The organism is Actinoplanes sp. NPDC020271 (assembly GCF_044388125.1).
In the GTDB taxonomy this organism is placed as follows: domain Bacteria; phylum Actinomycetota; class Actinomycetes; order Mycobacteriales; family Micromonosporaceae; genus Actinoplanes.
This window is the reverse complement of the sequence record NZ_JBIRWQ010000002.1, coordinates 748743-770809: the sequence shown is the minus strand read 5'-3', so window position 1 is coordinate 770809 and position 22067 is coordinate 748743. Positions and strand designations below refer to the sequence as shown.

Genomic DNA, 22067 nt, shown 5'->3' with positions numbered 1-22067 from the left:
TCGGGTGCCGGACACGGGTGGGTTGCTGCTGGTTCTCGACGGGAACAGTCTGCTGCACCGGGCGTTCCACGCCAGCGACGGTTCGCTCGAGCCCGCGCCCGCCCTGCGCGGCCTGATCGGCTACCTCGCCCGGGCCGCCGCCCAGCTCCGGCCGGACGCGGTGGTGGTCGGCTTCGACTGCCCGCACGACTCGGCCCGCCGCGTCGACCATCCGGGTTACAAGGCGCACCGCCCGCCGAAACCGGCCGACCTCACCCGCCAGCTGACGCTCGCCCCGGAGTTGCTGCGCGCCTGCGGCGTCGGCACGGTCGTGCCCCCGGCCTACGAGGCGGACGACGTCCTGGCCAGCTCGGCCGCGGCCGCCCGGGCGCTGGGCTGGAGCTCGGTGCTGATGACCAGCGACCGGGACGCGTTCGCGCTGATCGACGACACCACGTCGGTGCTGCGCATCCGCAACGGCGGCTTCGACCGCTCGGTCCTCGTCGACGCCGAGTCCCTGCCCGGCCTCTACGGCGTTCACCCCTGGCAGTACACGGATTTCGCCGCGTTGCGTGGCGATCCTTCCGACAACCTTCCGGGGGTACGTCGTTTCGGCGCCCGCACCGCCGCCCGCCTGCTCGAGGTCTTCGGCTCGGTCGACGCCGCCTGGGAGGTCGATCCCGCTACTCTGCGTGATGCCGTCGGCGAGCAGGCCGCCACCAGCTTCCGCGACCCGGTGTCCCGGGAGATCGTCGCCCGCAACCGCCGGCTGATGGCGATGCGCCACGACCTGCCCGTGCCCAGCCCCGAATCGGCCCGGCTCCCCCTCGACTACCTGGTGATCCGCCGCGCCCTGCGCGAGCACGGCATCAACCTCGGCCCGTCCCTGTGGTCCCTGGTCGGCGGCGACGCCCCGATCGAGTCCCTGCCGGAAGCACCGCCCGAGCCGCTGCCGGCGTGGGCGCACACGCTGAAGCCACGCGTCCTGCACGGCTCGATGTCCGGTCGCCGCGACCCCATCCCCGGCCAGACCGCCCTCTTCTAGCGGTTGCCCGCGGTCCGGGCCGCGGCGCGCGGCTGGTCGCCGCGCGCGACGCGGAGACCAGGTCCGAGGCGGATGTGACCGCCGCCGTCCAGCAGCATGCGGCCACGACGTGGCATGCCTGCGGGCGTCGCCGAGCCCGGCGGATACGGTGGCGCGTATCCGCCGGTGTCAGATGACGTTGCCGGTCAGTGGCTGCTCAGCGGGCGGTGCAGGTGGCGGAGGCCGGTCCGGTGCCGGTGCCCTGGAAACCGAACTGGGTGTTCTGGCCGGCGGCGACGGTGCCGTTGTAGCCGACGTTGGTGAAGGTGACGGCGCCGGTGGTGCTGCTGCCGGTGGCGCTCCACGAGTTGGTGACGGCTGAGCCCGAGGGGAGGGTGGTCCCGACGGTCCAGCCGTTGATCGCCGAGGAGCCCGCGGTGACGGTGACCGTGGCGACGTAGCCGCCGGTCCACGAGTTCAGCGAGATCGACGCGGTGCACCCCGAGGGGAGCGGCGGCTGCGACGACGCGGGGGGAGAGGACGACGGGGACGAGGACGGGGACGAGGACGGGGACGGGGACGACGGCGATGAGGACGGCGGGACCGAGGTGCTGTCCAGGCCGAAGAAGGTGATCGCCATCCTGGCCTGGCCGGACATCGGCAGGGAGTGTCCGACGCCGGCGAGGCTGATCGCCTGGACCGGCGGCTGGGCTGAGGTGTCGCCGTACCAGGTGCGGGTCCAGCCGGACTGCGGGGTGTCCGTCTTGACCGGGGTCTGGCTGACGCCCAGCACGTTGGTCCACTGCTTGATCTCTTCGCCGAAGTTGTTGTAGTTCAGCGTGGTGTCGGCGGTGCCGTGCCACAGCTGCATGCGCGGGCGGCGGCCGGTGTAGCCGGGGTAGGAGTTGCGTACCGCGTCGCCCCACTGGGCGGGAGTCTTGCTGACCTGGCCGTTCGCGCAGGCGCTGTTCCAGCCGGCCTGCTGGGTGGGGTCGGCAGGGTTGCCCGCGGTGGCCTGGAAGCAGGTGTCCGGCACGCCCATGAACGCGGCGCCTGCGGCGAACACGTCCGGGTAGTCGGCGAGCAGGACGTTTGTCATCATGGCGCCCGACGAGGCGCCGGCGACGAAGGTACGGGACGGGTCGGTGGCGTACCTTTGCTGGACGTATTTGACCATCGAGGTGATACCGACCGGGTCGCTGTTGCCGCTGTGGGTCAGCGCGCCCGCCGACGAGACGTCCCAGCAGTTGCCGCTGCGGACCGTGGACGGGTAGATGACGATGAAACCGTACTGATCAGCAAGGGTTTTGAATTCGGTGCCGGAGTAGAACGCCGGGCCGGAGCCGGTGCAGTAGTGCACGGCGACCAGCACGGCCGGCCTGGTGGGTAGCCGGTCGGGGACGTACAGGTACATCCGGATGCCGGTGGGATTGGTGCCGAAACCGGTGACCTCGGTCAATGACGCCGCGGAGGCCGGGGACGCGGGGACGAGCGTGGTGGTCACCACCAGGGCGGCGAGGATCGCCGCCACCGAGGCCAGCAGTTGGCGCCAGTGTCTTCTCATGAACGGTTCCTTAGCGGGAGGGGATGGGGATGGGGCCGCCGGACTGATCCTGATCGGACCGGAACGTAACAAGCATGTTTCGGCAATTGCAACACTCAATATGTGCTCGGTGCGGCAATCGATCTTCGATCGCCCGAATCGAGCAGCGACAATGCCTGCGGGCACGCGAGGTTAGATTCCGGAAGTTTCGGTGATTCGCTCGATAGAAGTGGCCGTATTTACGAGCCGATGCGGTGATCTTTCGTCGTGGATGCGATCCGGGAAGTTCAGGGTTGCCCCAGGAACGGCCGGATCCGGCCGTTGATCTCAGATCCCGGTTACGCCCCGAGCCGCTCCGGACTTCCGCGGCGGGCGGGGGCAAGGCCGAGATGGGCATGATCGGCAGCGGTGGACGGGCACGCCACCACTGTGAGAGCCGGCCGGGAGGGTGAGGCGCGGCTGCGAGGGACCCGGGGTGGGGTCGCGTGGGGCTGGGCGGGCGCGGCCTCACGGCGTACCGGAAACCGCGGTTGATCTTGAATCTTGTTGATGGACCGCTGGAACCTTTGCCGGGGCTGGTGTCTTTCGAGAGGGGGACGGGCGGCGGACGACGCGTGGGGTGAGCGGTGACGGAACGCATCAGGCAGTTGCTGGACGAGGCGGTGGCCGGGCTGGAACCGGAGGACCGGGACCCGGTCGGGGCGGTCGTCCGGCGTGGGCGCGCGGCGCGGCGGCGGACGGCGACGGTGCTGGCCGGGGTCGTGACGTTCGGGCTGCTCGTGGGCGGTCTGGTGACCGGGCAGCGGATGCTGGGCAGCGCGCCGCTGCCGACCGCGAACGCGGGCATCGAGCAGTCGGCGACGCCGCGGGTCGAGAACGGCATGATGGTGGCCGGCGCGATGCAGCTGCCGATCCCGGCGGGGTGGACGGTGGTGACGGCGAGGATCTGGCGCAGGGCGCGCTGGTCAAGACGTATCGGGCGTGGCGCCGGCTGCATCCGGACGGGGATCCGGAGGCGTACACGCGGCAGGTGATGGTCCGGGCCGCCTGGCGGGCCGGCCGCCGGTTGTGGCGCTTCGAGGTTCCCGCGGCGGTGCTGCCGGAGCGACCGGTGAGCAGCGACTTCGCGGACCGGCGGGACACCGCCGACGTGGTGCTCAGTGCGTTGCGGGCGCTGCCGGGGGCGCAGCGGGTGGTCCGTGCTGGCGGTGCCCGCCGCGGTGCTGACCGCGACGCTGTTCGCCGGGCTCTTCGAGCGCCCGTTCCGGCCGGTCGCCCGGGAACGCGCCGGGCGCCCGGTGACCGTGGCGACGTAACCGGGGGAACCGGGAAGCAACCGGGGTGGCCTCAGCAGCCGGGGGATGCGACCGATCGGAGAGATCGCGACCACCACCGACCGCGGAGGTACCACCATGCGTTCCGTACGATCGTCGCTCCGCCGCCGCGGGGCCCTGATCGCCGCCGGCGCCGCCGCGCTGGTGGTCGCGATCACCGCCGCGCTGATGGTGAACACGGGCGCGGCCGCCGCGACCTGGAAGACCCTGGCCGGCACTCCGACCTGCGACTGCGTGCTGCAGAACAGCAAGGACAACACGTACCGGGCGATCTTCGGTTACGTCAGCACCGCGAACTCGGCCGGCACGATCGCGGCCGGCGACAACAACAAGGTCGTGCTCAACGGCGGCAGCACCCGGAGCACCGCGGCCGAGGTGACCACGCGGTTCGAGCCGGGCACGCACAAGGCGACGTTCGCGACCGGCTGGCTGGCCAAGGACACCGCCGCGACCTGGACCGTCGGCGGCAAGACGGTCACCGCGAGCTGGAACAAGCCGACCTGCGGCGCCGACGTCAGCCTGCCGGCCAGCGGCAACGGCAGCGGTCCGCTGATCGCGCTGATCATGGCCGGTGTGGTCGCCGCGTTCGTCTTCTGGCGCAAGCGCCGCAAGGCGGCCTGACCGGAGATGATGCGTAACGTTCTCGCGATCGGGGCTCATCCCGACGACATCGAGCTCGGCTGCGGCGGCACGCTCGCCGCGCACCGGGCGGCCGGCGACGCGGTGACCATGCTGGTGGTCACCGGCGGTCAGAACGGTCCCGGCGACATCTCGGCCCGCCGTGCCGAGGCCGAGGCGGCCGCGCGCCGGCTCGACTGCCTGCTGATCTGGGGCCGGCTGCAGGACTGCGCGGTGCCCGCCGACGCGTCCACGATCGCGTTGATCGAGGCGGCGATCCGGGAGACCGAGGCCGACGTCGTCTACGTCCACGCGCCGGACGACTCGCACCAGGATCATCGCGCGGTGGCCGCCGCGACGCTCTCCGCGGCCCGTCACAGCCGTCGGGTGCTGCACTATCGCAGCCCCTCGACGATCAAGTTCGAGCCTTCCCTGTACGTCGACATCTCCGCCCACCTCGACCGGAAACTCGCCGCCCTGGCCTGTCACCGCAGCCAGGTGGAGAGTTCCGCGATGGTCGACCCGGAGGTGGTGGCGGCGTCGGCGCGGCACTTCGGGGCGCAGGCGCGGGTGCGGTTCGCGGAGGCGTTCGTGCCGTCCCGGTTCGTCTGGGATCTGGCGCCGCCGCCGCAGCTGGGCCTCTACACGACCGAGATGCCGTCGTTCGAGGCCGCTGCTTCCGAGGCGTCGGCCTTCGAGGTCGCTTCTTCCGATATGTCGGCCCTTGGGGATCAGAGGGTGGCATGAGAGCAGGCGGACGCCACCGGCCTCCGCGGACACACTTCCGAGTGGCGCTGGCCGTGCACCTCGTCGTGTTCGTGGGAGTTCTGGCGCTGTTCGGCGTCGACCGCACGCTCGGCTGGGTTGCCACCGCGCTCAACGTGATCTTCCTGATCTTCTTCTTCCGGCACCTCGGATTCGCCGTCTCGGCCGCCCGCTGGGCCGAGCGTGACCTGAACGCGCCCCTGGTGGGCGTCGAGTCGTTCACGCCGGCCGTCGCCGTCCTCGTCGCCTGCAAGGACGAGGAACTCGTGGTCGACGGCATGGTGTCGGCGCTGCTCTCGCTCGACTACCCGCCCGACCGGCTGACCGTCGTGGTCGTCGACGACGCCTCGACCGACGGCACCGGCGCCCGGCTCGACGCCCGGGCCTCGGCCGACCCGCGGCTGCGCGTGCTGCACCGGCGTCCGGGCGCGGGCGGCGGCAAGTCCGGCGCGCTCAACGACGCGCTGGCGCTGACCGACTCGGAGATCGCGGTGATCTTCGACGCCGACCATCAGCCCGAGCCGGACGTGCTGCGCCGGCTGGTGCGCCACTTCCGGGACGCCAAGGTCGGCGCGGTCATGGGGCGCTGCGTGGTGCGCAACGGCGTGGAATCGTCGCTGGCGTCGACCATCTTCATCGACTATCTGTCCGGTTACCTGGTCAACGAATACGGCCGCCAAGCACTTTTCGAGCTTCCCGCGTACGGCGGAGCCAACTGCGCCGTACGCACGTCACTGATCCGGGCACTGGGCGGGTGGAACCCGGAAACGGTCACGGAGGACACCGATCTGACATTGCGGTTGCTGCTCGACGGTTACCGCGTCCGGTACGACCCCTCGGCGGTCGACTTCGAGGAGGCCGTTCTCTCGTCGCAGCGGTTCTGGAAACAGCGGTACCGGTGGGCGCGCGGACACCAGAAATGCCTTCGTGACTATTGGCGGCCCATTCTCCGTACGCCTCATCTGTCGCCCATGGAAAAGCTGGAGACCATTCTCTTCCTCTGGGTCTACCACGTCCCCGTGCTGTGCGGGCTGGGACTTCTGCTGATCGCGCTGCACGCGTTCGGCATCGGGGACTCGTCGGCGATCCAGATGGTGTCGCTGTCGGCGCTGCTCTTCGCCGGCCCGTTCTGCGAACTGGCGGTGGGTCTCGTGCTGGGCCGGGTGGAACGGCGTGCGGTGTGGATGCTCGTCGGGTTCATCCCGGCGTTCGGCATGTCGATCCTGACCGCGACGAAAGCGTATTTCGAGGGCATGTGGGGCACCACTTACGCCTGGGTGAAAACCGCCCGGTCAGGGGTGACATGAGCCGTTTCACCCGCCGGCTGGATCGCGAGTCCCGGCGCCGGAAAGCCCCGGCGACAGTACGCCGCCGGCGGCTCGTCCTCGTCGAGATGCTCGCCGCCGTGGGCCTTTGCGTGGGCGGTTACGTCCTGTTCGTCGACTACGCCCGCCATGTCGAGGTGGCACTCGCGTCCCGCATCATCGACCTGATCGGGGTCGACCGGATCTCCGGCGTGCTCGGCGACTCGTTCGTGGTCTTCGGGCCCGGGATGGAACCGGTCGTCGCCGAGATGACCGGGAGCTGCACGATCCTCAGCAGTGTCCTGGCACTGGCCGCGCTCGCCGGCGTGGCGCTGCGCCAACGGCCGCAGGTGCTGCCCGGGTTCGTCGCCGCGAGCGTGTTCGTGCTGGCCGCCAACCAGCTGCGCCTCGTCCTGTCCCTGCTGGCCGGACGTTACCTGGCCGTCGACGCGCTGATCTTCTTCCACGACTGGATCGGCGCGGTCATCAACTTCGCGTACACCCTATTCGGATTGCTCATCATGATCGGACTGACCATGTACGACGCACAGCGCGCCGAGCAGGACCGCTCGGGACGGCACACCGCCGACCGGCCCGCCGCGTGGGCCAAGCCGGGTCTGGGTCACCGGGTCCCGGTCGAGAAGGAGCCCGCGGCGCCGCGGGTGCAGGTGGCCGCTTTCGTTCACCGGCGGGTGCTGCCGAAGGCGCTGTCGCGGCGGCTCGCGAAGCGGCGCGAGCAGCGGCGGATCGACTACCGGGTGGGGCACGAGAACCCCGCGCGGCGGGCGCAGATCATCCGGGAGCTGGCGGCCAAGGGGCTCGGGGTGCACACGGCTACGCTGCTCGCGGTGGCGTCGTACGAGACGGACGCTTCGGTGCTGGACGCGCTGGCCGCGGCGGTGGCGGAACGGCAGTGGGAGCCGGTGCACTCGGGTGACGTGGTGGCGCTGCGGTTGTGGGCCCGCGCGTGGCTGATGCAGGCGGCGGCCGGGGGCGATCTGCCCGCTTCGGCCCCCGGCTCCGCGACCGGCGCGCCCGCGTCGACTGCCGGGCTGGTCACCGGCGCGCCCGCGTCGACCGCCGGCCCGGCCGTAGGCGCGCCCGCGTCGGCCACTTCGGCGCCGATCTCCGCAATTTCGGTCACCTCGGGCGGGCGGCTCGTCGCGGTCACCGGCGCCGGCGGTCCCGCCGGGGTCGCGGTCATCCGTGCCCTCCAGGCGGCCGGCGAGAACGTGCTCGCGCTGGACGCCAACCCCGACGCCGTCGGCCTGCGACTCACCGCCCACGCCGCCGTGCTCCCCCGTGCCGACCAGCCCGGATACGCCGCCGCGCTGCTCGCCGTGATCGCCGGGCACCACCCGGCCGCCCTGATCGGCACCGTTGCCGAGGAGTACGCCGCGCTCATCCCGCTCACCGGCCCGCTCGCCGAACTCGGCACCCGCACCTGGATCCCGGAACACGCCGGCATCTGCCTCGACAAGATCGCGTTCGCGACGACGCTGCACCAGGCCGGCGTGCCGCACCCGGTCACCGCCTGGACCGCCGAGACCGCACACCAGGTGCCCGGCCCGTGGGTCGTCAAGCCGGCCCGTGGCCGTGGCAGCCGCGACGTGATCCTCGTCGACGACCCGCGCGACCTGTCCCACGCGTTCGCGCAGGTACCCGAGGCGATCGTGCAGACCCGGCTGACCGGGCGCGAGTTCACCGCGGACGCGCTCGTCGACCGGGACGGGCGGATGGTCGCGTGCGTGCCCCGCTGGCGGGAGGAGACGCGCGGCGGGATCTCGGTGCAGGGCACGACGTTCGCGTCACTGGCGGTGACCGAGGTGGTCGCGGCGACGCTGCGCGCGGTCCGGCACACCGGGCCGGCCAACGTGCAGGGCTTCGTCTCCGAGCTCGGGGACGTGACGATCGTCGAGGTCAACCCGCGGTTCTCGGGTGGGCTGCCGCTGACGCTGGCGGCCGGGGCGGACGTCGTGAACACGTACCTGCACGGGATCCTGAATCCGCACGCGGCGCTGCCGTCGCTGGGGTTCCGGGCGAACCTGCGGATGGCGCGGCACTTCTCCGAGGTGTTCTACGACGCTCCGGCACTTCCGGACGACGCCGTACCCGCTTTTCCCGCGCCCGCCACGACCACGCACGGCACCCCGGTCACGGCTCCGCACTATCCCGGTGTGACGGACGCCGCGCCCACTCCGGCCTCGCCGATGTCGGACATCTCGTCGTTCAGCGCCGAGATGGCGACCGACCTGGGAGCGACCCGATGAAGCGACACGTCATGGTCCCCTTCGGCACCCGCCCCGAGGTGATCAAGCTGGCCCCGGTCGTCCACGCCCTGCGCGACGAGGGCCACCACGTCACCACGATCGATACCGGTCAGCACCAGGACGCCGCGATGAGCGGCGACGTCCAGCGCGCCCTCGGCCTGCTCCCCGACGTACGCCTCCCCCTCCCGGACGGCCCGAGCCGCCTCGCCGCCTTGATCACCGGCGCCACGCAGACGCTCGCCGCCCACCCGGCCGACCTCGTGCTCGCTCTCGGCGACACCCACACCGTCCCCGCGTACGCTCTCGCCGCCCGCGGCGCCGGCATCCCGTTCGCCCATCTGGAGGCAGGCCTGCGCAGCTTCAACCCGCGCAGCCTGGAGGAGGTCAACCGCCGGGTGGCCGCCGCGACCGCCCAGCTCCACTTCGCACCGACTGCGCGGGCCGCCGCGTTCCTGGCGAGTGAGGGCGTACCGGCCGAGCGGATCTTCGTGGTCGGCAACCCGGTCATCGACGCGCTGCGCGCCAACGGCATCCGCCCGGTGCCGCCCGCGGACCGCACCGGCGTCCTCGTCACCGCCCACCGAGCCTCCAACGTCGACGACCCGGCGCGGCTCCGGCGCCTCGTCGACGTCCTCGGCCGCCTGACCGGGATCGGTCCGGTGCGCTTCCCGATCCACCCCCGCACCAGGGACCGGCTGGCCCAGCACGGCCTCCTGCCCCAGCTCACCGCCCTACCCGGCCTGACCTGCAAAAACCCGCTCCCGTACGACGATCTCCTGCACGCCCTGGCGCAGAGCCGAGTGGTGGTCACGGATTCCGGCGGCCTGCAGGAGGAAGCCGCCTACCTGGGTGTGCCGGTCGTGGTGCTGCGCCGTTCGACCCCGCGCTGGGAGGGCGTGGAAACGGGCGCCGCCGTCCTCACCGGCATCTCCTCCGACGCCGAAGCGGCCCGGGCCGTCGACGCCGCCCACCGCCTGAGCACCCCGTCCGAGCTGGCCCGGATCGCGCGACTCCCCTGCCCGTACGGCGATGGTCGCACCGGCACCCGCATCGCCCGCCTCCTCGCCGGCCCGGCGATCACCCCGCTGCTGGCCCTGGACGAACCCGACTACACGGACGGCACCCTTCCCTGGGTCGCCTGAACCGCCGACTGCAGGGAGACCCGCATGACCGATTTCGGCCCGCCACCCGCCGCGGTCGTCCTCGACCTGGACGACACGCTCTACCCGCAGGCCGCGTACCTCTACGGCGCGGCCCGCGCGGTGGGTCGCGCCGGGGCCACCGCGGGCCTCGACCCGATCCGTCTGGGCCGGGCCGTCCGGCGCGAACTCCTCGCCGGCTCCGATCGGGGCGGCACCATCGACCGCGCCCTGGCCGCCTACGGCATCGGACCGGATCGGGCCACGGATCTGGTCCCCACGCTGGTGGCCGCGTTCACCACCTACCGCCCCCGGCGTCTCCCCCGCTACCTGGGCGTGTCCGAGGCCCTGGCCCAGCTCGGTTCCCGGTATCCCCTCGCCTGCCTGACCGACGGCAACCCGGTCATCCAGCGGGCCAAGCTCGCCGCCACCGGTCTGTCCGAGGCGTTCACCACCATCGTCATCACCGACGAACTGGGCGGCCGGGCCACCCGCAAGCCCCACCCCAGCGGCCTGCAGCGGGCCGCCGCCATCCTCGGCGTGTCCCCGGCCGACCTGGTGGTGATCGGCGACCGCCCCGGCAAGGACGTGGCGATAGCCACCGCTCTGGGGGCCCGCTCGATCCGCGTGCAGACCGGCGAGTACGCCCACGTTCCGGACTCCCCCGCCGCCACCGCCGTGGTCGCCGACCTCCCGGCCGCCGCTGCCCTGCTGATCTAGCGACGACCCGTCCGGGGTGGCGCTGCCGGTCGGGGTCACGGTGCGCGCCTCGGCCTGAGTTTCGTCAGCCACGACATCACGTCGAGGGCGTGCGACGCCGGGTCCGGGATCGGGTGGAACACGTGCTCGACCACGTCGTCGGCGATGATCAGAGTCAGTCGGTCATACAGGGCAAGATCTCCCGACGTACGGGTCGGAAGCCCGGCCGCCGCGGCGAGGGTCAGCTTCGGGTCGGGGATCAGCGGGTACGGCAGTCGCAGCCGATGGGCGAGCTCCCGCTGATATCCGGTCGACTGCGCTGACAGCCCGTAAACCCGGGAGGCGCCCGCCGCGAGCAGTTCGGCGTGGTGATCCCGCAGCCAGATGGCCTGATCGGTGCTGCCCCGGGCGCCGTGCACCTCGAGCAGCCCGCGCGGCAGGTCCACGCCGGGACGTCCGGTCAGTGGGTACACGAAGATGACCGTCCGCCCCGGTCCGAGATCACCGAGGTCGACCGGACGCCCGTCGCTGCCGTAGAAGCGCAGCGGCGGAAGCGTCGAGCCGACCAGCCGACTCGGATCACCTTCGGTCAGCGGCGCGGCGGTGACGACGCGACGGGCGGCGTCGTCGATGCGGGCGTCGAGCGCGTCCCGCTGGGCGGTCAGCTCACCGATGCGCTGTTGCAGGCCCGTGACCGTACTGCGGAAGGTCGCCAACGCCGCGGCGCAGACATCCTCGTCACCGTCGGCGATCGACTCGACGAACGGCCGGGTCTCCTCGACCGCCAGCCCGAGCGTCATCAGCTCACGGATCTGGGCGACCTGGCGCTCCGCGATCGGCTCGTACTCCCGGTAGCCGTTGCTCAGCCGCCGTGGCACCACCAGACCGACCGATTCGTAGTACCGCAACGCCCGGATCGTCGTCCCGGTCCGGCGCGCCAGCTCCCCCACCCGCATGGCGGAACCCTAAACCCGTACCCCAGGGTCCGGGTCAAGGGTTCAGAAGTTCAGATTCTGGCCGTAGACGTGGGTCACCTTGAGCGCCAGCAGCACGCGACGGTCGGCGACCATCACCGCGCGGTACTCGTCCCAGTCCGGGTGCTCGCCCGCGGCCCGGCGGTAGTAGTCGACCAGCGCCTCCACCTCCGGCCCGTGCGGGTCGCCGCCCGGGCCGATCAGCGTCGCGTCGCCGTCCGCGGTCGCCCAGGCGCGCCCGTCCGCGCTGGTCACCTCGATGGCCGCGCGCGGATCACGGCGCAGATTGGTGGTCTTGGCGCGCCCCTCGGTCATCGAGACGAAGATCGTCCCCGCGTCCCGGTCGTAGAACGGAGTGATCGGCGACAGCTGCGGCCGCCCGTCCTTGCGAATCGTGGCGAGGATGCCGAGGCGGCTTTCCGCGATCAGCGCGTGCGGATCGAATACGGTCGTCATAATTTTCGCCAAGTCCCTACTCCGGGCCGGTATTCCCCGGGTTCTGCCGTGCGCAGAGATATGCGCGGGTTCCCCGGCCGGAGTGCTTGGCTGGGCACCATGCAACTGTTCGAGGACATCTACGCGGCGTTCAACCGGCGGGACGTGCCCGCCGTGCTGGAGCGGATGACGACCGACGTGACCTGGCCGAAAGCGTTCGAGGGCGGCACGGTCCGCGGCCGCGACGAGGTGGCCGCGTACTGGCGGCGCCAGTGGACGGAGATCGACCCCGAGGTCACACCGGTCGGCTACGCGACCGAGCCGGACGGGCGGGTGGCGGTCACCGTCGCGCAGGTCGTCCGTGACCTCGGCGGGAAGGTCCTGGCGGAGTCCACGGTCACGCACGTGTACCGGCTCGACGGCGAACTCGTGGCCGGCATGGAGATCCGCTGACGTCATAATCGGCGGATGACGGTGGTCCTCATCGACGATCTGCGCTCGCTCGTGGACGGGCGCACCGCAGTGATCGCCCGCACCAGCGCGGCGCGTCCCGGACGCCGGATGCCCCCTCACAGAGCACGGTTGATCAGGTATCGGGCACTCTGCCAGCAGGTCAGGAACCCGGCGGCGTTGCCGATCGCGAGCAATTTCGTCAGCGTGTCGCTGCCGACCGGCTGCGGAAGCAGAAACGCGGCCACCGACAGCACCGCGAAATAGACGGCGTTGAGCAGGAGCGCGGTCCGCGCCCGGCCGACCTGTTCCAGGTAGGTGAGCACGGCCAGGGTCCCGCCGAAGACCGCGTACGTCGGCCCCATCCACAGGAAGTAGTCGGCGGTCGTCCGGGCCACGTCCTCGTCCGCGGCGAGCAGCCGGCTCAGCGGATCGCGCAACACGAAGGCCAGGATCCCGATCCCCGCGTAGGCCGGAAGGGAGATTCGGACGGTGGCGCTCAGGCCGGCCGCGTCGATCGGCCGCCGCACTTCCCCCTGTCGCAGATTCGCGACAACGGCCGCACCGGACCCGACCGCGATCGCCACCACCATGAAGAAGGCGCTCGCACCCTGTCCCAGGTTGAACCCGGCGATGTCCGCGCTGGTGGCGTTGCGGAGCACCCGCAGGTAACCGAAGTTCACCGAGGACAGCATCAGGAAGGTGACCGCCACCGGTGCTCCGAGCATCCACAGTTCCGCCGCCGCGTCCCGCCGGAACCAGGGACCGGCGGCTGTGTGCCCGCGCAGCAGCCACCCGGACGCGGCGCCGGTGACCGCGCCGGCTATCAACGTGCCGCCCGGCACCGCGAGCATGCCCAGGCCGGTCCGGGCCCGCAGCACCACCATGGCCCCGATGGACATGCACGTGAATCCGGCCGAGAGGACCGACGATGCGACCGTGCGCCCCATGCCTCGCAGCACCGCGCCCCCGGCCAGCGGCACCAGACTCACGACGGTAGCCAGACAGACCGCGACCACGAAGATCAGCACCGCCCCGCGGTCCGCCGGATCGACCTCGAGCGCGTTCAGGATCGGGGTCGCCGCGGCGGCGAACACCCCGGCGGTGAGGATCAACGCGCCGGTGCCCAGCACCAGGAAGGTCGGCAACGGCCGGAGGGTGTCGCGCCGCCCGGCGCGCGTCGCGATTCCCGCTGATACCTGTGTGGCGACCACGAGCCCTTCGGTGACGGCCAGGATCAGAAATCCGATCGGGGTATATATCGCACGTACGTAGAGCGCGTCCTCGCCCAGCCGGCCCAGGAAAGTCAGGGTGAAGATCTGCAGCACCAGGCCGGCCAGCAGCCCCACCAGAATGGACGCGGAAGAACGCATCGCCGGCACGACCAACGATGTCTTTCCGGCGACGGTGAGATCTTCTTCGTCGATCAAGAAATTGATCCCTTCTCGGCTGCCGTCTCCGTCGTGCGGCCCGTCAGCAGCGGCAGGCTGTCCCCGGCCCGCCCAGCCCGGCGGTTGCTGGAGTCCGGGCCGGCACACCGGACCGCGCATCGACGGCCGGGCCGGCCGGCCGAGCTTTCGACAGCGCGCGTCGTGCTCGTACGTTTCGGCCTGACACGGTGTGAGAGTCAAGCCCTGATTCGCGCGAGGTCCGGACCCCGGCGAGAAGAGCCGCGGCACCCGCACCCGGCACAGCCGGCGCCGTCCGGCCTCGCTACCCGGCCGCCGTCTTCTCCACCAGCAGGGCGGTCCGGCGCGGAACGCGCGAGGTGTAAGCGTGCCGGCGGCCACGCCGGGACTCCCGCCGGTCGTACCTCCGCTGTTCGATGAGTCAGGCGTGCAGCGCCCGGTCCACGGCCGTCACTCGGTGACCGGGGTGAGGTAGGCCCGGACGAAGAAGTCACCGACCACCGCCCGGTGCAGGTGACCGGCGACGACCACGTCCTCGCCCGCGAGGGTGACGTGCACGTGGACCCGGCCGTCGACGACCTCGCCGGTGCCGGTCAGCTCGAACGGCTGGTCGTAGGAGCGGATCAGGTCCGTCAGGGCGTCGTCCGTGCGCATCACCGACACCGTGGCGTGCTCGACCGCCCCGATCAGCGTGATCGCGCCGGTGACGGTCCCGGTGGTGGTCACGGCCGCCTGGACGACGTCGAGGACCTCCTCCCCGCGGTTCACGGTGATCATCCGCATCACGTACCTCCGGAATGTCGTCCCCCGGGACCATCATGACGGCACGAGCGAGGAGATTCCGCTGCGCGGCGCCAACCACACCGGCCCGCGTCCACCCCTATTGCCGGAAGTGATCAGGCCGTGGCCGGAAACTTGGGATGCTCACGGGATGCGCACCGGTCCCGTGCTCGCCGTCCTCCTCGTCGCCGCGGTGGCCGGCTGCGGCACGGACGAGCCGGTCGCCGAGCCCGGCCCGGCGGTCAGCAGCGCGGCACCGGCGGCCTCGGGAACAGCTACGGCGACAGCGACAGCGACTCGCACGACCGCGGTATCGAAGAACACCAGCAGCGGCTGGGAGATCACCGTCTACTACACGGCGGTCGAGGATTTTCACGACGGCGCGGACACCCCGGTCACCGGGTGCGCGAAGCTGGACTGCAAGGACGGGCGGGACGATCTGGGCTCCTACCCGTCGGACTTCGTCGACGCGGTGAAGGACGAGGGTACCGGTCGCACGTCGTCGGGGCAGTACCTGAACTGGTCGTACGACATCGGTTTCTGGCTCGACTCGGAGCCGCGCACCAGCGACGGCGAGCGTCTCACCGCGTTCGTCTCGGCCGCCGCCGACCCGGACGTGCTGCCGCAGGGCACCGGCTTCACGATCACCGCGTGCGGCACGCAGGACGACGGTTCCGCCCCGCAGGAAGCCGTCTGCGCCGCGCTGCGGGACGGCGCCTGGAAGATCTCCGACGAGTTCACCCCGGGTCTCGGCGGCCGGAAGCACATCGACGCCTACATCGGCCCGGAGACCAGCGCGAACTTCACCGACTCGGACTGGTACATCACGCTCAACGGCGCCGAGCTGAGAACCGCAGGCTGAGGGTGCGCCCGCGGCGGGGTGATCTTGGTGAGACCGGGGGCGTGGACGAGAGTTCTCCAGGTGAAGCGGGTACGTAAACGGTCTCACGCTGACCGGGCCGGCCGGCAGGTCGCTCCTGGGGGGCGCCGACGACGCCGGGGTGAACGTGTCGTTCTCGTGCCGCGAGGGCACCTGCGGCCGCTGCGAGACCCGTTCGTCGAGGCCGGGCCGAGCCTCGTGATCACCTGCTGACGCCGGAGGAGCGGGCCTCGAACGACACGATGTTCCTCCGGTTGTCCCGCAGTCGGCAAGCGCCCGGTGCTCGGCTTCGGACAGGCCCGTGACAGCTCACCCCGCCGGCTTGCCCTTGGGTGTCGGCGCGAGTTTATGGCACTCCTTCTGCGCCGCGGTCACCTTGGGGTCGCCGGGTTCGATGCCGAGCTTCTTCGCGTCGATGGCGGTGCTGCCGTCAGCGTCGGGATCGGGCCAGTTCGTCAGCCCGTGGTCCCGCATGCACTGGGCGACGTCGCGGAGCTTCGCCAGGTCGTCGGCGGGCATCGGGTCGCTCTTGCCCTCCCACGGCGCGTACTTGCGGCACGCCTGTTCGGCCGCTTCGACCTTCTTCTGGTCGACGCCGTCGGGGTTGTGCACGGTCAGCCCGCCCTGCGGGTCCGGGTCGGGGAACCAGGTCAGCCCCTGGTCACGCATGCACCGGGAGTAGGCGAGCGGGTCGCGGTTCTCGGCGGTCGCGGCGCCGGCCGCTGTCGCGCTGGGGTTGGCCGTGGCCACACCCGGTTCCTCGGCCTTGTGGCAGCCGGTGATCGCGAGGACCAGAAGCAGTGAAGTAAGCATTTTTCGAGACATGTCATTTTTCCGCACCAGAAACCCCATGCCCCGAACCGTAAGATCCCACCCGTCACCTCACCGTCAACCCGCACCTCGCCACGTGAGCCGATCCCAGGACCGGCAGCAGCGTGGTTCTCGCCTTCCGGCTGTGGCGCACCGTGGTCGTGAGGCACGAACAACCACGGTGCGGACCAGCCGCGAGCGCGAGCCGCGCCGCATGCCCGGGCCGATGCGGACCTCGCGCGAACCGGCACGCGAGCCAGCCACGGCGGGCTGCGGGACCGGCGGTTCGGCCCGCGCCCGGTGGAGACGAACGGGCCCGGCTCGCGGACGACGCGTTCCGGCGGCCATCAGGGCGAGCAGGCCGAGGACCGGGTGCCGGCGCGGGACGCGGGCGGTCAATGCGGCGATGGTCGGTGCCCCGGCGACGACCCCGAGCGCGTACGTCGTGATCATCCACCCCGCGCGGGCGACCGCGTCGGGCGGCGACACCGCGTACTGCGAAGGAGGTAGATCCTGGGCGATCTCGGGGAGCAGGCCCATGCCCGACGTGGCCGCCGAGGCGGGCGTGTCGGTCGCGCTCGTCTCGATCGTGATGCGCGGCGCGCCCGGCGCCGGAGCCGCCACCCGCGAACGCGTCCTGGAGGTCGCCCGCCGCCTCGGCTACCGGCCCGACACGCGCGCCCGGCTCCTGCGCAGCGGCCGCAGCCAGCTGCTCGGCGTGACGTCCGACGTGCGGCACCCGTTCCACGTGGACGTGCTGACCGGGCTCTACGACGCGGCGGAACGACGGCGCGGCTATCAGGAGGCGATGCGCAGGCACGGGCCGGCGGAACACGTACGCATAATTTCCGGTGGTTCTGGAGAGGAAGAGGGCGCTCGTGCCGCGGCGGGCCTGCTGGAGGATCCGCCGACGGCGGTGACCGTGTTCAACGATCTGGCGGCCACCGGGCTGCTCGACGTGGTGCGCGGGCACGGGCGGAAGGTGCCGGGTGAGCTGAGTGTGGTCGGTTACGACGACAGTTCGTTCAGCCGTCTCGGCCACCTCGGCCTCACCACGATCGCGCAGGACGTGACCGCGATGGCCGGCCACGCGATCACCCGTGCGGTGCAACGGGCCGGGGGCACACCGGTCGGTGAGCGAGAGACGGTCGTCGCTCCCCGCCTGGTGGTGCGCGGTACCACTGCCGTCCCGGGGTAGGACCGCGGTGGGAGTGGGTAGTGGCGGGTGCGTATCTTGAGTGCGATCTGGGCCGGTGAGGAGATATTCGTACCGTGAACGACGTCTTCACCGCGGACGCCGAGGTCGGCCGCGACCTGGCCGCGGTCGACTGGGAGGCCACGCCCCTCGGGCCGCCGGAGGGCTGGCCGCAGAGCCTCCGGACAGCGGTCAGCATCCTGCTGTCGTCGCGGTTCTCGATGTGGATGGCGTGGGGCCCGGAGCTGACGTTCTTCTGCAACGCCGCCTACCGCCGGGACACCCTGGGTGATAAGTACCCGCGGGCGCTGGGCCGGCCGGCGAGCGAGGTGTGGGCGGAGATCTGGAACGACATCGGGCCACGGATCCGGAATGTGCTCGACACCGGTCAGGCCACCTGGGATCAGAGTCTGTTGCTGTTCCTGGAGCGCTCCGGCTACTCGGAGGAGAGCTACCACACGTTCTCCTACAGCCCGCTGCGCGACGACGACGGTGTCCTGGTCGGCATGCTCTGCGTGGTCAGCGAGGAGACCGACCGGGTGATCGCCGAGCGGCGGATGGCGACGCTGCGGGACCTCGGCTCCGACCCGAGCGTGATCCGCACCGAGCGGGAGACCCTCGCGTTCGCCGCGCGGCAGCTCGAGAAGAACCGGCGTGACCTGCCGTTCACCCTGACCTACCTGTACGACGAGGACGGCCGCCCCCGGGTGCGTTCGGCCACCGGCATCGAGGCGGACCATCCGCTGGCCGCCACGTTCGACGGCCGGGAAGGTGTGGTGGACCTGACCGGAACGGACCTGCCGGCCGGGGACTGGCCGGATCCGCCACGGCAGGCGCTGGTGGTGCCGCTCGCCTCGGACGGCTTCTTCGTCGCCGCCCTGAACCGCTACCGCCCGCTGAGCGACGCCTACCGCGGTTTCGTCGAGCTGACCGCCGGTCACATCGCCGCCGGGCTCGCCGGCGCCCGCAGTTACCAGGCCCAGGAGCGGCGGGCCGAGGAGCTCGCCGAGCTGGACCGGGCCAAGACCACGTTCTTCTCCAACATCAGCCACGAGTTCCGTACCCCGCTGACGCTGATCATGGGCCCGCTGGACGAGCTGCGCACCCGCCTCGACGACGCCGATCAGGAGATCCGCGACGAACTCGAGGTGATGCACCGCAACGGGCTGCGGCTCGGCAAGCTGGTCAACGCGCTGCTGGACTTCTCCCGGCTGGAGGCCGGCCGGATGCAGGCCCGCTACGAGCCGGTCGACCTGGCCGCCACCACGGGCGAGCTGGCCAGCGTGTTCCGGTCCGCGGTCGAGCGGGCCGGTCTGGTCTTCGAGGTGGACTGCCCGCCGCTGCCCGAGCCGGTGCTGGTCGACCGCGGCATGTGGGAGAAGGTCGTCCTCAACCTGCTCAGCAACGCGCTGAAGTTCACCTTCGACGGCTCGATCCGGGTCGCCGTGCGCGCCGAGGACGGGTTCGCCGTGGTCACGGTCGCCGACAGCGGCATCGGGGTCGCGGCCGAGGAGATGCCGCGGCTGTTCGAGCGCTTCCACCGGATCGACAACGCGCGGTCGCGCTCCAACGAGGGCAGCGGCATCGGCCTGGCCATGGTGAAGGAGCTGATCGGGCTGCACCGCGGCACGGTCACCGCGGACAGCACGCCGGGCCGGGGCACCACGTTCACGATCCGGCTGCCGTTCGGCGCCGCGCATCTGCCCGCCGACGCGGTGGTCCCGGCCCGGGAGATCACGTCGGTGTCGGCGACCGCCGAGCCGTTCCTGGCCGAGGCCGCCCGCTGGCTGCCCGGTGACGACCCGGTCGAGGCGGAGGCGCCGGCCCAGTTCGCCGGGAACGCGGCCGACGTCCTGGTCGCCGACGACAACGCGGACATGCGCGACTACCTGACCCGGCTGCTGCGCTCGGCCGGGCACCGGGTGACCGCGGTCGGCGACGGCCGCCGGGCGCTCGAAGCGGTTCGCGCGCACGCGCCCGATCTCGTGGTCAGCGACGTGATGATGCCCCGGATGACCGGCCTCGAGCTGGTCGCCGCACTGCGCGGGGACACCCGCACGGCCGGGGTGCCGGCGCTGCTGCTCTCCGCGCGCGCCGGCGAGGAGGCGTCGATCGAGGGCCTGGAGGCGGGCGCCGACGACTACCTGTTCAAGCCGTTCTCGGCGGCCGAGCTGCTGGCCCGGGTCCGGGCCAACGTCGAGCTGGCCCGCCTGCGCAACCATCACGCGCGGTGGCGGACGGCGCTGGTCGACTCGCTGCAGGAGGCGTTCTTCGTCTGCGACGACCAGGGCGCCGTCATCGAGATCAACGCGGCGTTCACCGAAGCTCTGGGATACGGACCGGAGGATCTCCCGTACCCCGCGGTCCAGCCGTGGTGGCCGGATCCGTCCACTGACGCCGAAGCGTTCAGCCAGGTGCAGGCTGGTTTCGATCAGCTCGTGGAGCAGCGGCACGGTCACTTCACGGCTCCGGTCCGGCACCGCGACGGCCACCAGTTGTGGGTCGCGGCCGCGTTCAACCACGTACGCGACCCGGAGAGCGGGCGCCAGGTGATCGTAGGGACGTTCCGGGACGTGACCGACGAGTACTACGCGAGTCAGCGGGAGACCGCGGTCGCCGCGCTGAGCCTGCGCCTGTCCGACGCGGAGGACCTCGGGGACGCGCTCGGCGGGGCGCTCGACGAGTTGCGGGAGCTGTGGCAGGCGTCGTACGTTTTCGCCCTGCTCTTCGAGGATGACGCGACGCCCGCCCTGACCGCCACCGACCCGGCTCTGACCTGGGCGAGCCTTCCCCAGGAGCAGTTGCTGGCGCTGCGCGACCGCCCGCTGCTGACCCCGCACGGGAGTGGCATCGCGCTGGAACACCCGCGGGGCACCATGGTGCTGTGGGTCGAGCCGAGCTCGCGGCGCCCGTTCACCGAGCAGGACCAGACGCTGCTGGCGCTGCTCGCCGGGCACCTCGGGCAGGGGCTGCGCCGGGTGCACCGGATCGACCAGCAGCGGGAGACCGCCCTGGCCCTGCAGCGCGCGATCCTCGGCCCGGCCCAGTTGCCGGCCGGTTTCGCGGTCCGGTACGAGCCGGCGACCCGCCCACTGAAGGTCGGCGGCGACTGGTACGACACGATCCCGTTGCCCGACGGCCGGATCGGCATCGTGGTCGGCGACTGCGTCGGCCACGGCCTGCAGGCGGCGACGGTGATGGGTCAGCTGCGCTCGGCCTGCCGCGCGGTGCTGCTGCAGGAGTCGAGCCCGGCCCGGGCCCTCGCCGCCCTGGACCGGTTCGCCGCGCTGCTGCCCGGCGCGAGCTGCGCGACCGTGTTCTGCGGCGTGCTCGACCCGGCGAACGGGCACCTGCGTTACTCGGCGGCCGGTCACCCACCACCCATCGTGGCGCTCGCCGACGGGTCCACGCACCTGCTCGAACAGGGCCGCTCGCGGCCGATCGCGATCCGGCCGGACGAGCCGCGGCACGAGGCGACCTATGACCTGCCGCCACGGACCACGCTGCTGCTCTACACCGACGGGCTGGTCGAACGACGCCGGCAGCCGCTGACCACGGGCATCGCCGCGGCGGTGACGGCGGTGCGGTCGGGACGGCGTACCCCGGTCGAGGATCTCGCCACCGAGGTGATGGAACGTCTCGCGCCGGCGGGCGGATACGACGACGACGTGGCGCTGTTGCTCTACCGCCAGCCGGGGCCGCTGGAGCTGGAGTTCCCGGCCGAGTCGACGCGGCTGGCCCCGGTCCGCAGCGCCCTGCGCGGCTGGCTGGAACGCTGCGGCGTGGACCCGGTCACCGTGCAGAACGTGCTGGTCGCGGCGGGTGAGGCGTGCGCCAATGCGATCGAGCACGGCAACCGCGACGTGACCGGCGGGCTGATCCGGCTGCGCGCGGCGGCGACCGCGGACGCGCTGCGCCTGGTCGTCACCGACAGCGGCCGCTGGCGGATCCCCCGGCCGGGCGACAACCCGCACCGGGGTCGCGGCATCATGCTGATGCGAGCTTTCATGGGCGAGGTCACCATCACCACCGGCACCACCGGCACCATCATCGACATGCAGACGAGGATCGCGTCATGACCACGGCGCTCACGCTGACCACGAGCCGGGACCCCGACGGCGCCGCTGTGCTGACCGCGGCCGGCGAGATCGACATGAGCAACGCCGAGACGTTCGCGGCCGCGCTGGTCGAGGCGGTGCCGTCGGCGGGCCGGCCACTGGTGGTGGACCTGACCGCGGTGGAGTACCTGGACAGCGCCGGTCTGGCCGCCCTGTTCCACCAGGCGGAGCGGATCGAGGTGGTCATCGGGCCGCTGCTGGCTCCGCTGCTGACCGTTTCCGGTCTGGCCGACCTGACCACTGTACGGACGCTCTGACCGGCGACTTGTTCGTTCTTGTTCGGATGACGAACAGTTACTTCGGGTGACCTTTTGATCGCACTCCCCCGCGCCCTCGTTACC

General features: G+C 71.7%; 20 protein-coding genes. 14 read left to right on the top strand and 6 right to left on the bottom strand.

Annotated features, from left to right (window positions below):
* Positions 1 to 4 precede the first annotated feature (4 nt).
* Positions 5 to 1024: a 5'-3' exonuclease H3TH domain-containing protein gene (locus ACH442_RS07280; protein ID WP_396337055.1), complete on the top strand. Its 1020-nt coding sequence runs from the start codon at positions 5 to 7 to the stop codon at positions 1022 to 1024.
* 196 nt (positions 1025 to 1220) lie between these two features.
* Here ACH442_RS07280 and ACH442_RS07275 read toward each other — a convergent pair whose 3' ends face one another.
* Positions 1221 to 2567: a PHB depolymerase family esterase gene (locus ACH442_RS07275; RefSeq protein ID WP_396337054.1), complete on the bottom strand. Its 1347-nt coding sequence runs from the start codon at positions 2565 to 2567 to the stop codon at positions 1221 to 1223.
* 605 nt (positions 2568 to 3172) lie between these two features.
* Here ACH442_RS07275 and ACH442_RS07270 point away from each other — a divergent pair.
* The 7 genes from ACH442_RS07270 to ACH442_RS07240 all read left to right on the top strand — a co-directional run bounded on the left by ACH442_RS07270 (position 3173) and on the right by ACH442_RS07240 (position 10696).
* Positions 3173 to 3580, top strand: coding sequence for a hypothetical protein (locus ACH442_RS07270; protein ID WP_396337053.1), 408 nt, complete (start codon positions 3173 to 3175; stop codon positions 3578 to 3580).
* 378 nt (positions 3581 to 3958) lie between these two features.
* Positions 3959 to 4501 (top strand): LPXTG cell wall anchor domain-containing protein, encoded by a 543-nt coding sequence (locus tag ACH442_RS07265; RefSeq protein WP_396337052.1) that lies wholly within the window; start codon positions 3959 to 3961, stop codon positions 4499 to 4501.
* 6 nt (positions 4502 to 4507) lie between these two features.
* A complete protein-coding gene (locus ACH442_RS07260) occupies positions 4508 to 5245 on the top strand; it encodes a PIG-L deacetylase family protein (protein WP_396337051.1) in 738 nt (245 codons plus the stop codon).
* A 41-nt stretch (positions 5246 to 5286) separates the two neighbouring features.
* Positions 5287 to 6570 carry a glycosyltransferase gene (locus ACH442_RS07255; RefSeq protein ID WP_396337050.1) on the top strand — a complete coding sequence of 428 codons (1284 nt, stop codon included), beginning with the start codon at positions 5287 to 5289 and terminating at the stop codon, positions 6568 to 6570.
* Positions 6567 to 8837 carry an ATP-grasp domain-containing protein gene (locus ACH442_RS07250; protein ID WP_396337049.1) on the top strand — a complete coding sequence of 757 codons (2271 nt, stop codon included), beginning with the start codon at positions 6567 to 6569 and terminating at the stop codon, positions 8835 to 8837. The genes ACH442_RS07255 and ACH442_RS07250 overlap by 4 nt, the downstream gene beginning before the upstream one ends.
* Positions 8834 to 9979, top strand: a complete 1146-nt coding sequence (wecB, locus tag ACH442_RS07245) for a non-hydrolyzing UDP-N-acetylglucosamine 2-epimerase (RefSeq protein ID WP_396337048.1) — start codon at positions 8834 to 8836, stop codon at positions 9977 to 9979. The genes ACH442_RS07250 and wecB overlap by 4 nt, the downstream gene beginning before the upstream one ends.
* 24 nt (positions 9980 to 10003) lie before the next feature.
* On the top strand, positions 10004 to 10696 hold the full coding sequence (locus ACH442_RS07240; protein WP_396337047.1) for an HAD family hydrolase: 693 nt from the start codon (positions 10004 to 10006) through the stop codon (positions 10694 to 10696).
* 35 nt (positions 10697 to 10731) lie between these two features.
* Here ACH442_RS07240 and ACH442_RS07235 read toward each other — a convergent pair whose 3' ends face one another.
* Positions 10732 to 11631: a MerR family transcriptional regulator gene (locus tag ACH442_RS07235; protein WP_396337046.1), complete on the bottom strand. Its 900-nt coding sequence runs from the start codon at positions 11629 to 11631 to the stop codon at positions 10732 to 10734.
* Positions 11632 to 11673: 42 nt separating this feature from the next.
* Positions 11674 to 12105 (bottom strand): PPOX class F420-dependent oxidoreductase, encoded by a 432-nt coding sequence (locus ACH442_RS07230; protein WP_396337045.1) that lies wholly within the window; start codon positions 12103 to 12105, stop codon positions 11674 to 11676.
* A 99-nt stretch (positions 12106 to 12204) separates the two neighbouring features.
* Between ACH442_RS07230 and ACH442_RS07225 the strand changes: the two genes are divergently transcribed.
* A complete protein-coding gene (locus ACH442_RS07225) occupies positions 12205 to 12537 on the top strand; it encodes a nuclear transport factor 2 family protein (protein WP_396337044.1) in 333 nt (110 codons plus the stop codon).
* Between the two features lie 116 nt (positions 12538 to 12653).
* Here the strand turns inward: ACH442_RS07225 and ACH442_RS07220 are convergent, their stop codons facing one another.
* Positions 12654 to 13964, bottom strand: coding sequence for an MATE family efflux transporter (locus tag ACH442_RS07220; RefSeq protein ID WP_396337043.1), 1311 nt, complete (start codon positions 13962 to 13964; stop codon positions 12654 to 12656).
* Between the two features lie 429 nt (positions 13965 to 14393).
* The gene (locus ACH442_RS07215) at positions 14394 to 14720 is read right to left on the bottom strand and encodes a PCC domain-containing protein (protein ID WP_396337042.1); all 327 of its coding nucleotides are present in this window, start codon (positions 14718 to 14720) and stop codon (positions 14394 to 14396) included.
* A gap of 154 nt (positions 14721 to 14874) precedes the next feature.
* Between ACH442_RS07215 and ACH442_RS07210 the strand changes: the two genes are divergently transcribed.
* Complete coding sequence (locus ACH442_RS07210; RefSeq protein ID WP_396337041.1) at positions 14875 to 15585, top strand: hypothetical protein; 711 nt, start codon at positions 14875 to 14877, stop codon at positions 15583 to 15585.
* Positions 15586 to 15673: 88 nt separating this feature from the next.
* Positions 15674 to 15805, top strand: coding sequence for a 2Fe-2S iron-sulfur cluster-binding protein (locus tag ACH442_RS07205; protein ID WP_396337087.1), 132 nt, complete (start codon positions 15674 to 15676; stop codon positions 15803 to 15805).
* 107 nt (positions 15806 to 15912) lie between these two features.
* On the opposite strand, the gene ACH442_RS07200 is transcribed toward ACH442_RS07205, so the two are convergent.
* Positions 15913 to 16416, bottom strand: a complete 504-nt coding sequence (locus ACH442_RS07200; protein ID WP_396337040.1) for a hypothetical protein — start codon at positions 16414 to 16416, stop codon at positions 15913 to 15915.
* Positions 16417 to 16951: 535 nt separating this feature from the next.
* Here ACH442_RS07200 and ACH442_RS07195 point away from each other — a divergent pair.
* From ACH442_RS07195 to ACH442_RS07185, 3 genes are all read left to right on the top strand, one after another.
* Complete coding sequence (locus ACH442_RS07195; RefSeq protein ID WP_396337039.1) at positions 16952 to 17611, top strand: LacI family DNA-binding transcriptional regulator; 660 nt, start codon at positions 16952 to 16954, stop codon at positions 17609 to 17611.
* Positions 17612 to 17685: 74 nt separating this feature from the next.
* Entirely contained in the window at positions 17686 to 21687 is a 4002-nt protein-coding gene (locus tag ACH442_RS07190) for a SpoIIE family protein phosphatase (RefSeq protein WP_396337038.1), read from the top strand.
* Entirely contained in the window at positions 21684 to 21983 is a 300-nt protein-coding gene (locus ACH442_RS07185) for an STAS domain-containing protein (protein ID WP_396337037.1), read from the top strand. Before ACH442_RS07190 ends, ACH442_RS07185 begins: the two co-directional genes overlap by 4 nt.
* Positions 21984 to 22067 lie beyond the last annotated feature (84 nt).

Bases quoted from the DNA above. Each gene is read 5' to 3' on its own strand.
- ACH442_RS07275 (WP_396337054.1), bottom strand. From the start codon at position 2,567: ATGAGAAGACACTGGCGCCAACTGCTGGCCTCGGTGGCGGCGATCCTC.
- ACH442_RS07265 (WP_396337052.1), top strand. From the start codon at position 3,959: ATGCGTTCCGTACGATCGTCGCTCCGCCGCCGCGGGGCCCTGATCGCC.
- ACH442_RS07260 (WP_396337051.1), top strand. From the start codon at position 4,508: ATGATGCGTAACGTTCTCGCGATCGGGGCTCATCCCGACGACATCGAG.
- ACH442_RS07250 (WP_396337049.1), top strand. From the start codon at position 6,567: ATGAGCCGTTTCACCCGCCGGCTGGATCGCGAGTCCCGGCGCCGGAAA.
- wecB (WP_396337048.1), top strand. From the start codon at position 8,834: ATGAAGCGACACGTCATGGTCCCCTTCGGCACCCGCCCCGAGGTGATC.
- ACH442_RS07240 (WP_396337047.1), top strand. From the start codon at position 10,004: ATGACCGATTTCGGCCCGCCACCCGCCGCGGTCGTCCTCGACCTGGAC.
- ACH442_RS07235 (WP_396337046.1), bottom strand. From the start codon at position 11,631: ATGCGGGTGGGGGAGCTGGCGCGCCGGACCGGGACGACGATCCGGGCG.
- ACH442_RS07230 (WP_396337045.1), bottom strand. From the start codon at position 12,105: ATGACGACCGTATTCGATCCGCACGCGCTGATCGCGGAAAGCCGCCTC.
- ACH442_RS07225 (WP_396337044.1), top strand. From the start codon at position 12,205: ATGCAACTGTTCGAGGACATCTACGCGGCGTTCAACCGGCGGGACGTG.
- ACH442_RS07215 (WP_396337042.1), bottom strand. From the start codon at position 14,720: ATGATCACCGTGAACCGCGGGGAGGAGGTCCTCGACGTCGTCCAGGCG.
- ACH442_RS07210 (WP_396337041.1), top strand. From the start codon at position 14,875: ATGCGCACCGGTCCCGTGCTCGCCGTCCTCCTCGTCGCCGCGGTGGCC.
- ACH442_RS07200 (WP_396337040.1), bottom strand. From the start codon at position 16,416: ATGCTTACTTCACTGCTTCTGGTCCTCGCGATCACCGGCTGCCACAAG.
- ACH442_RS07195 (WP_396337039.1), top strand. From the start codon at position 16,952: ATGCCCGACGTGGCCGCCGAGGCGGGCGTGTCGGTCGCGCTCGTCTCG.
- ACH442_RS07185 (WP_396337037.1), top strand. From the start codon at position 21,684: ATGACCACGGCGCTCACGCTGACCACGAGCCGGGACCCCGACGGCGCC.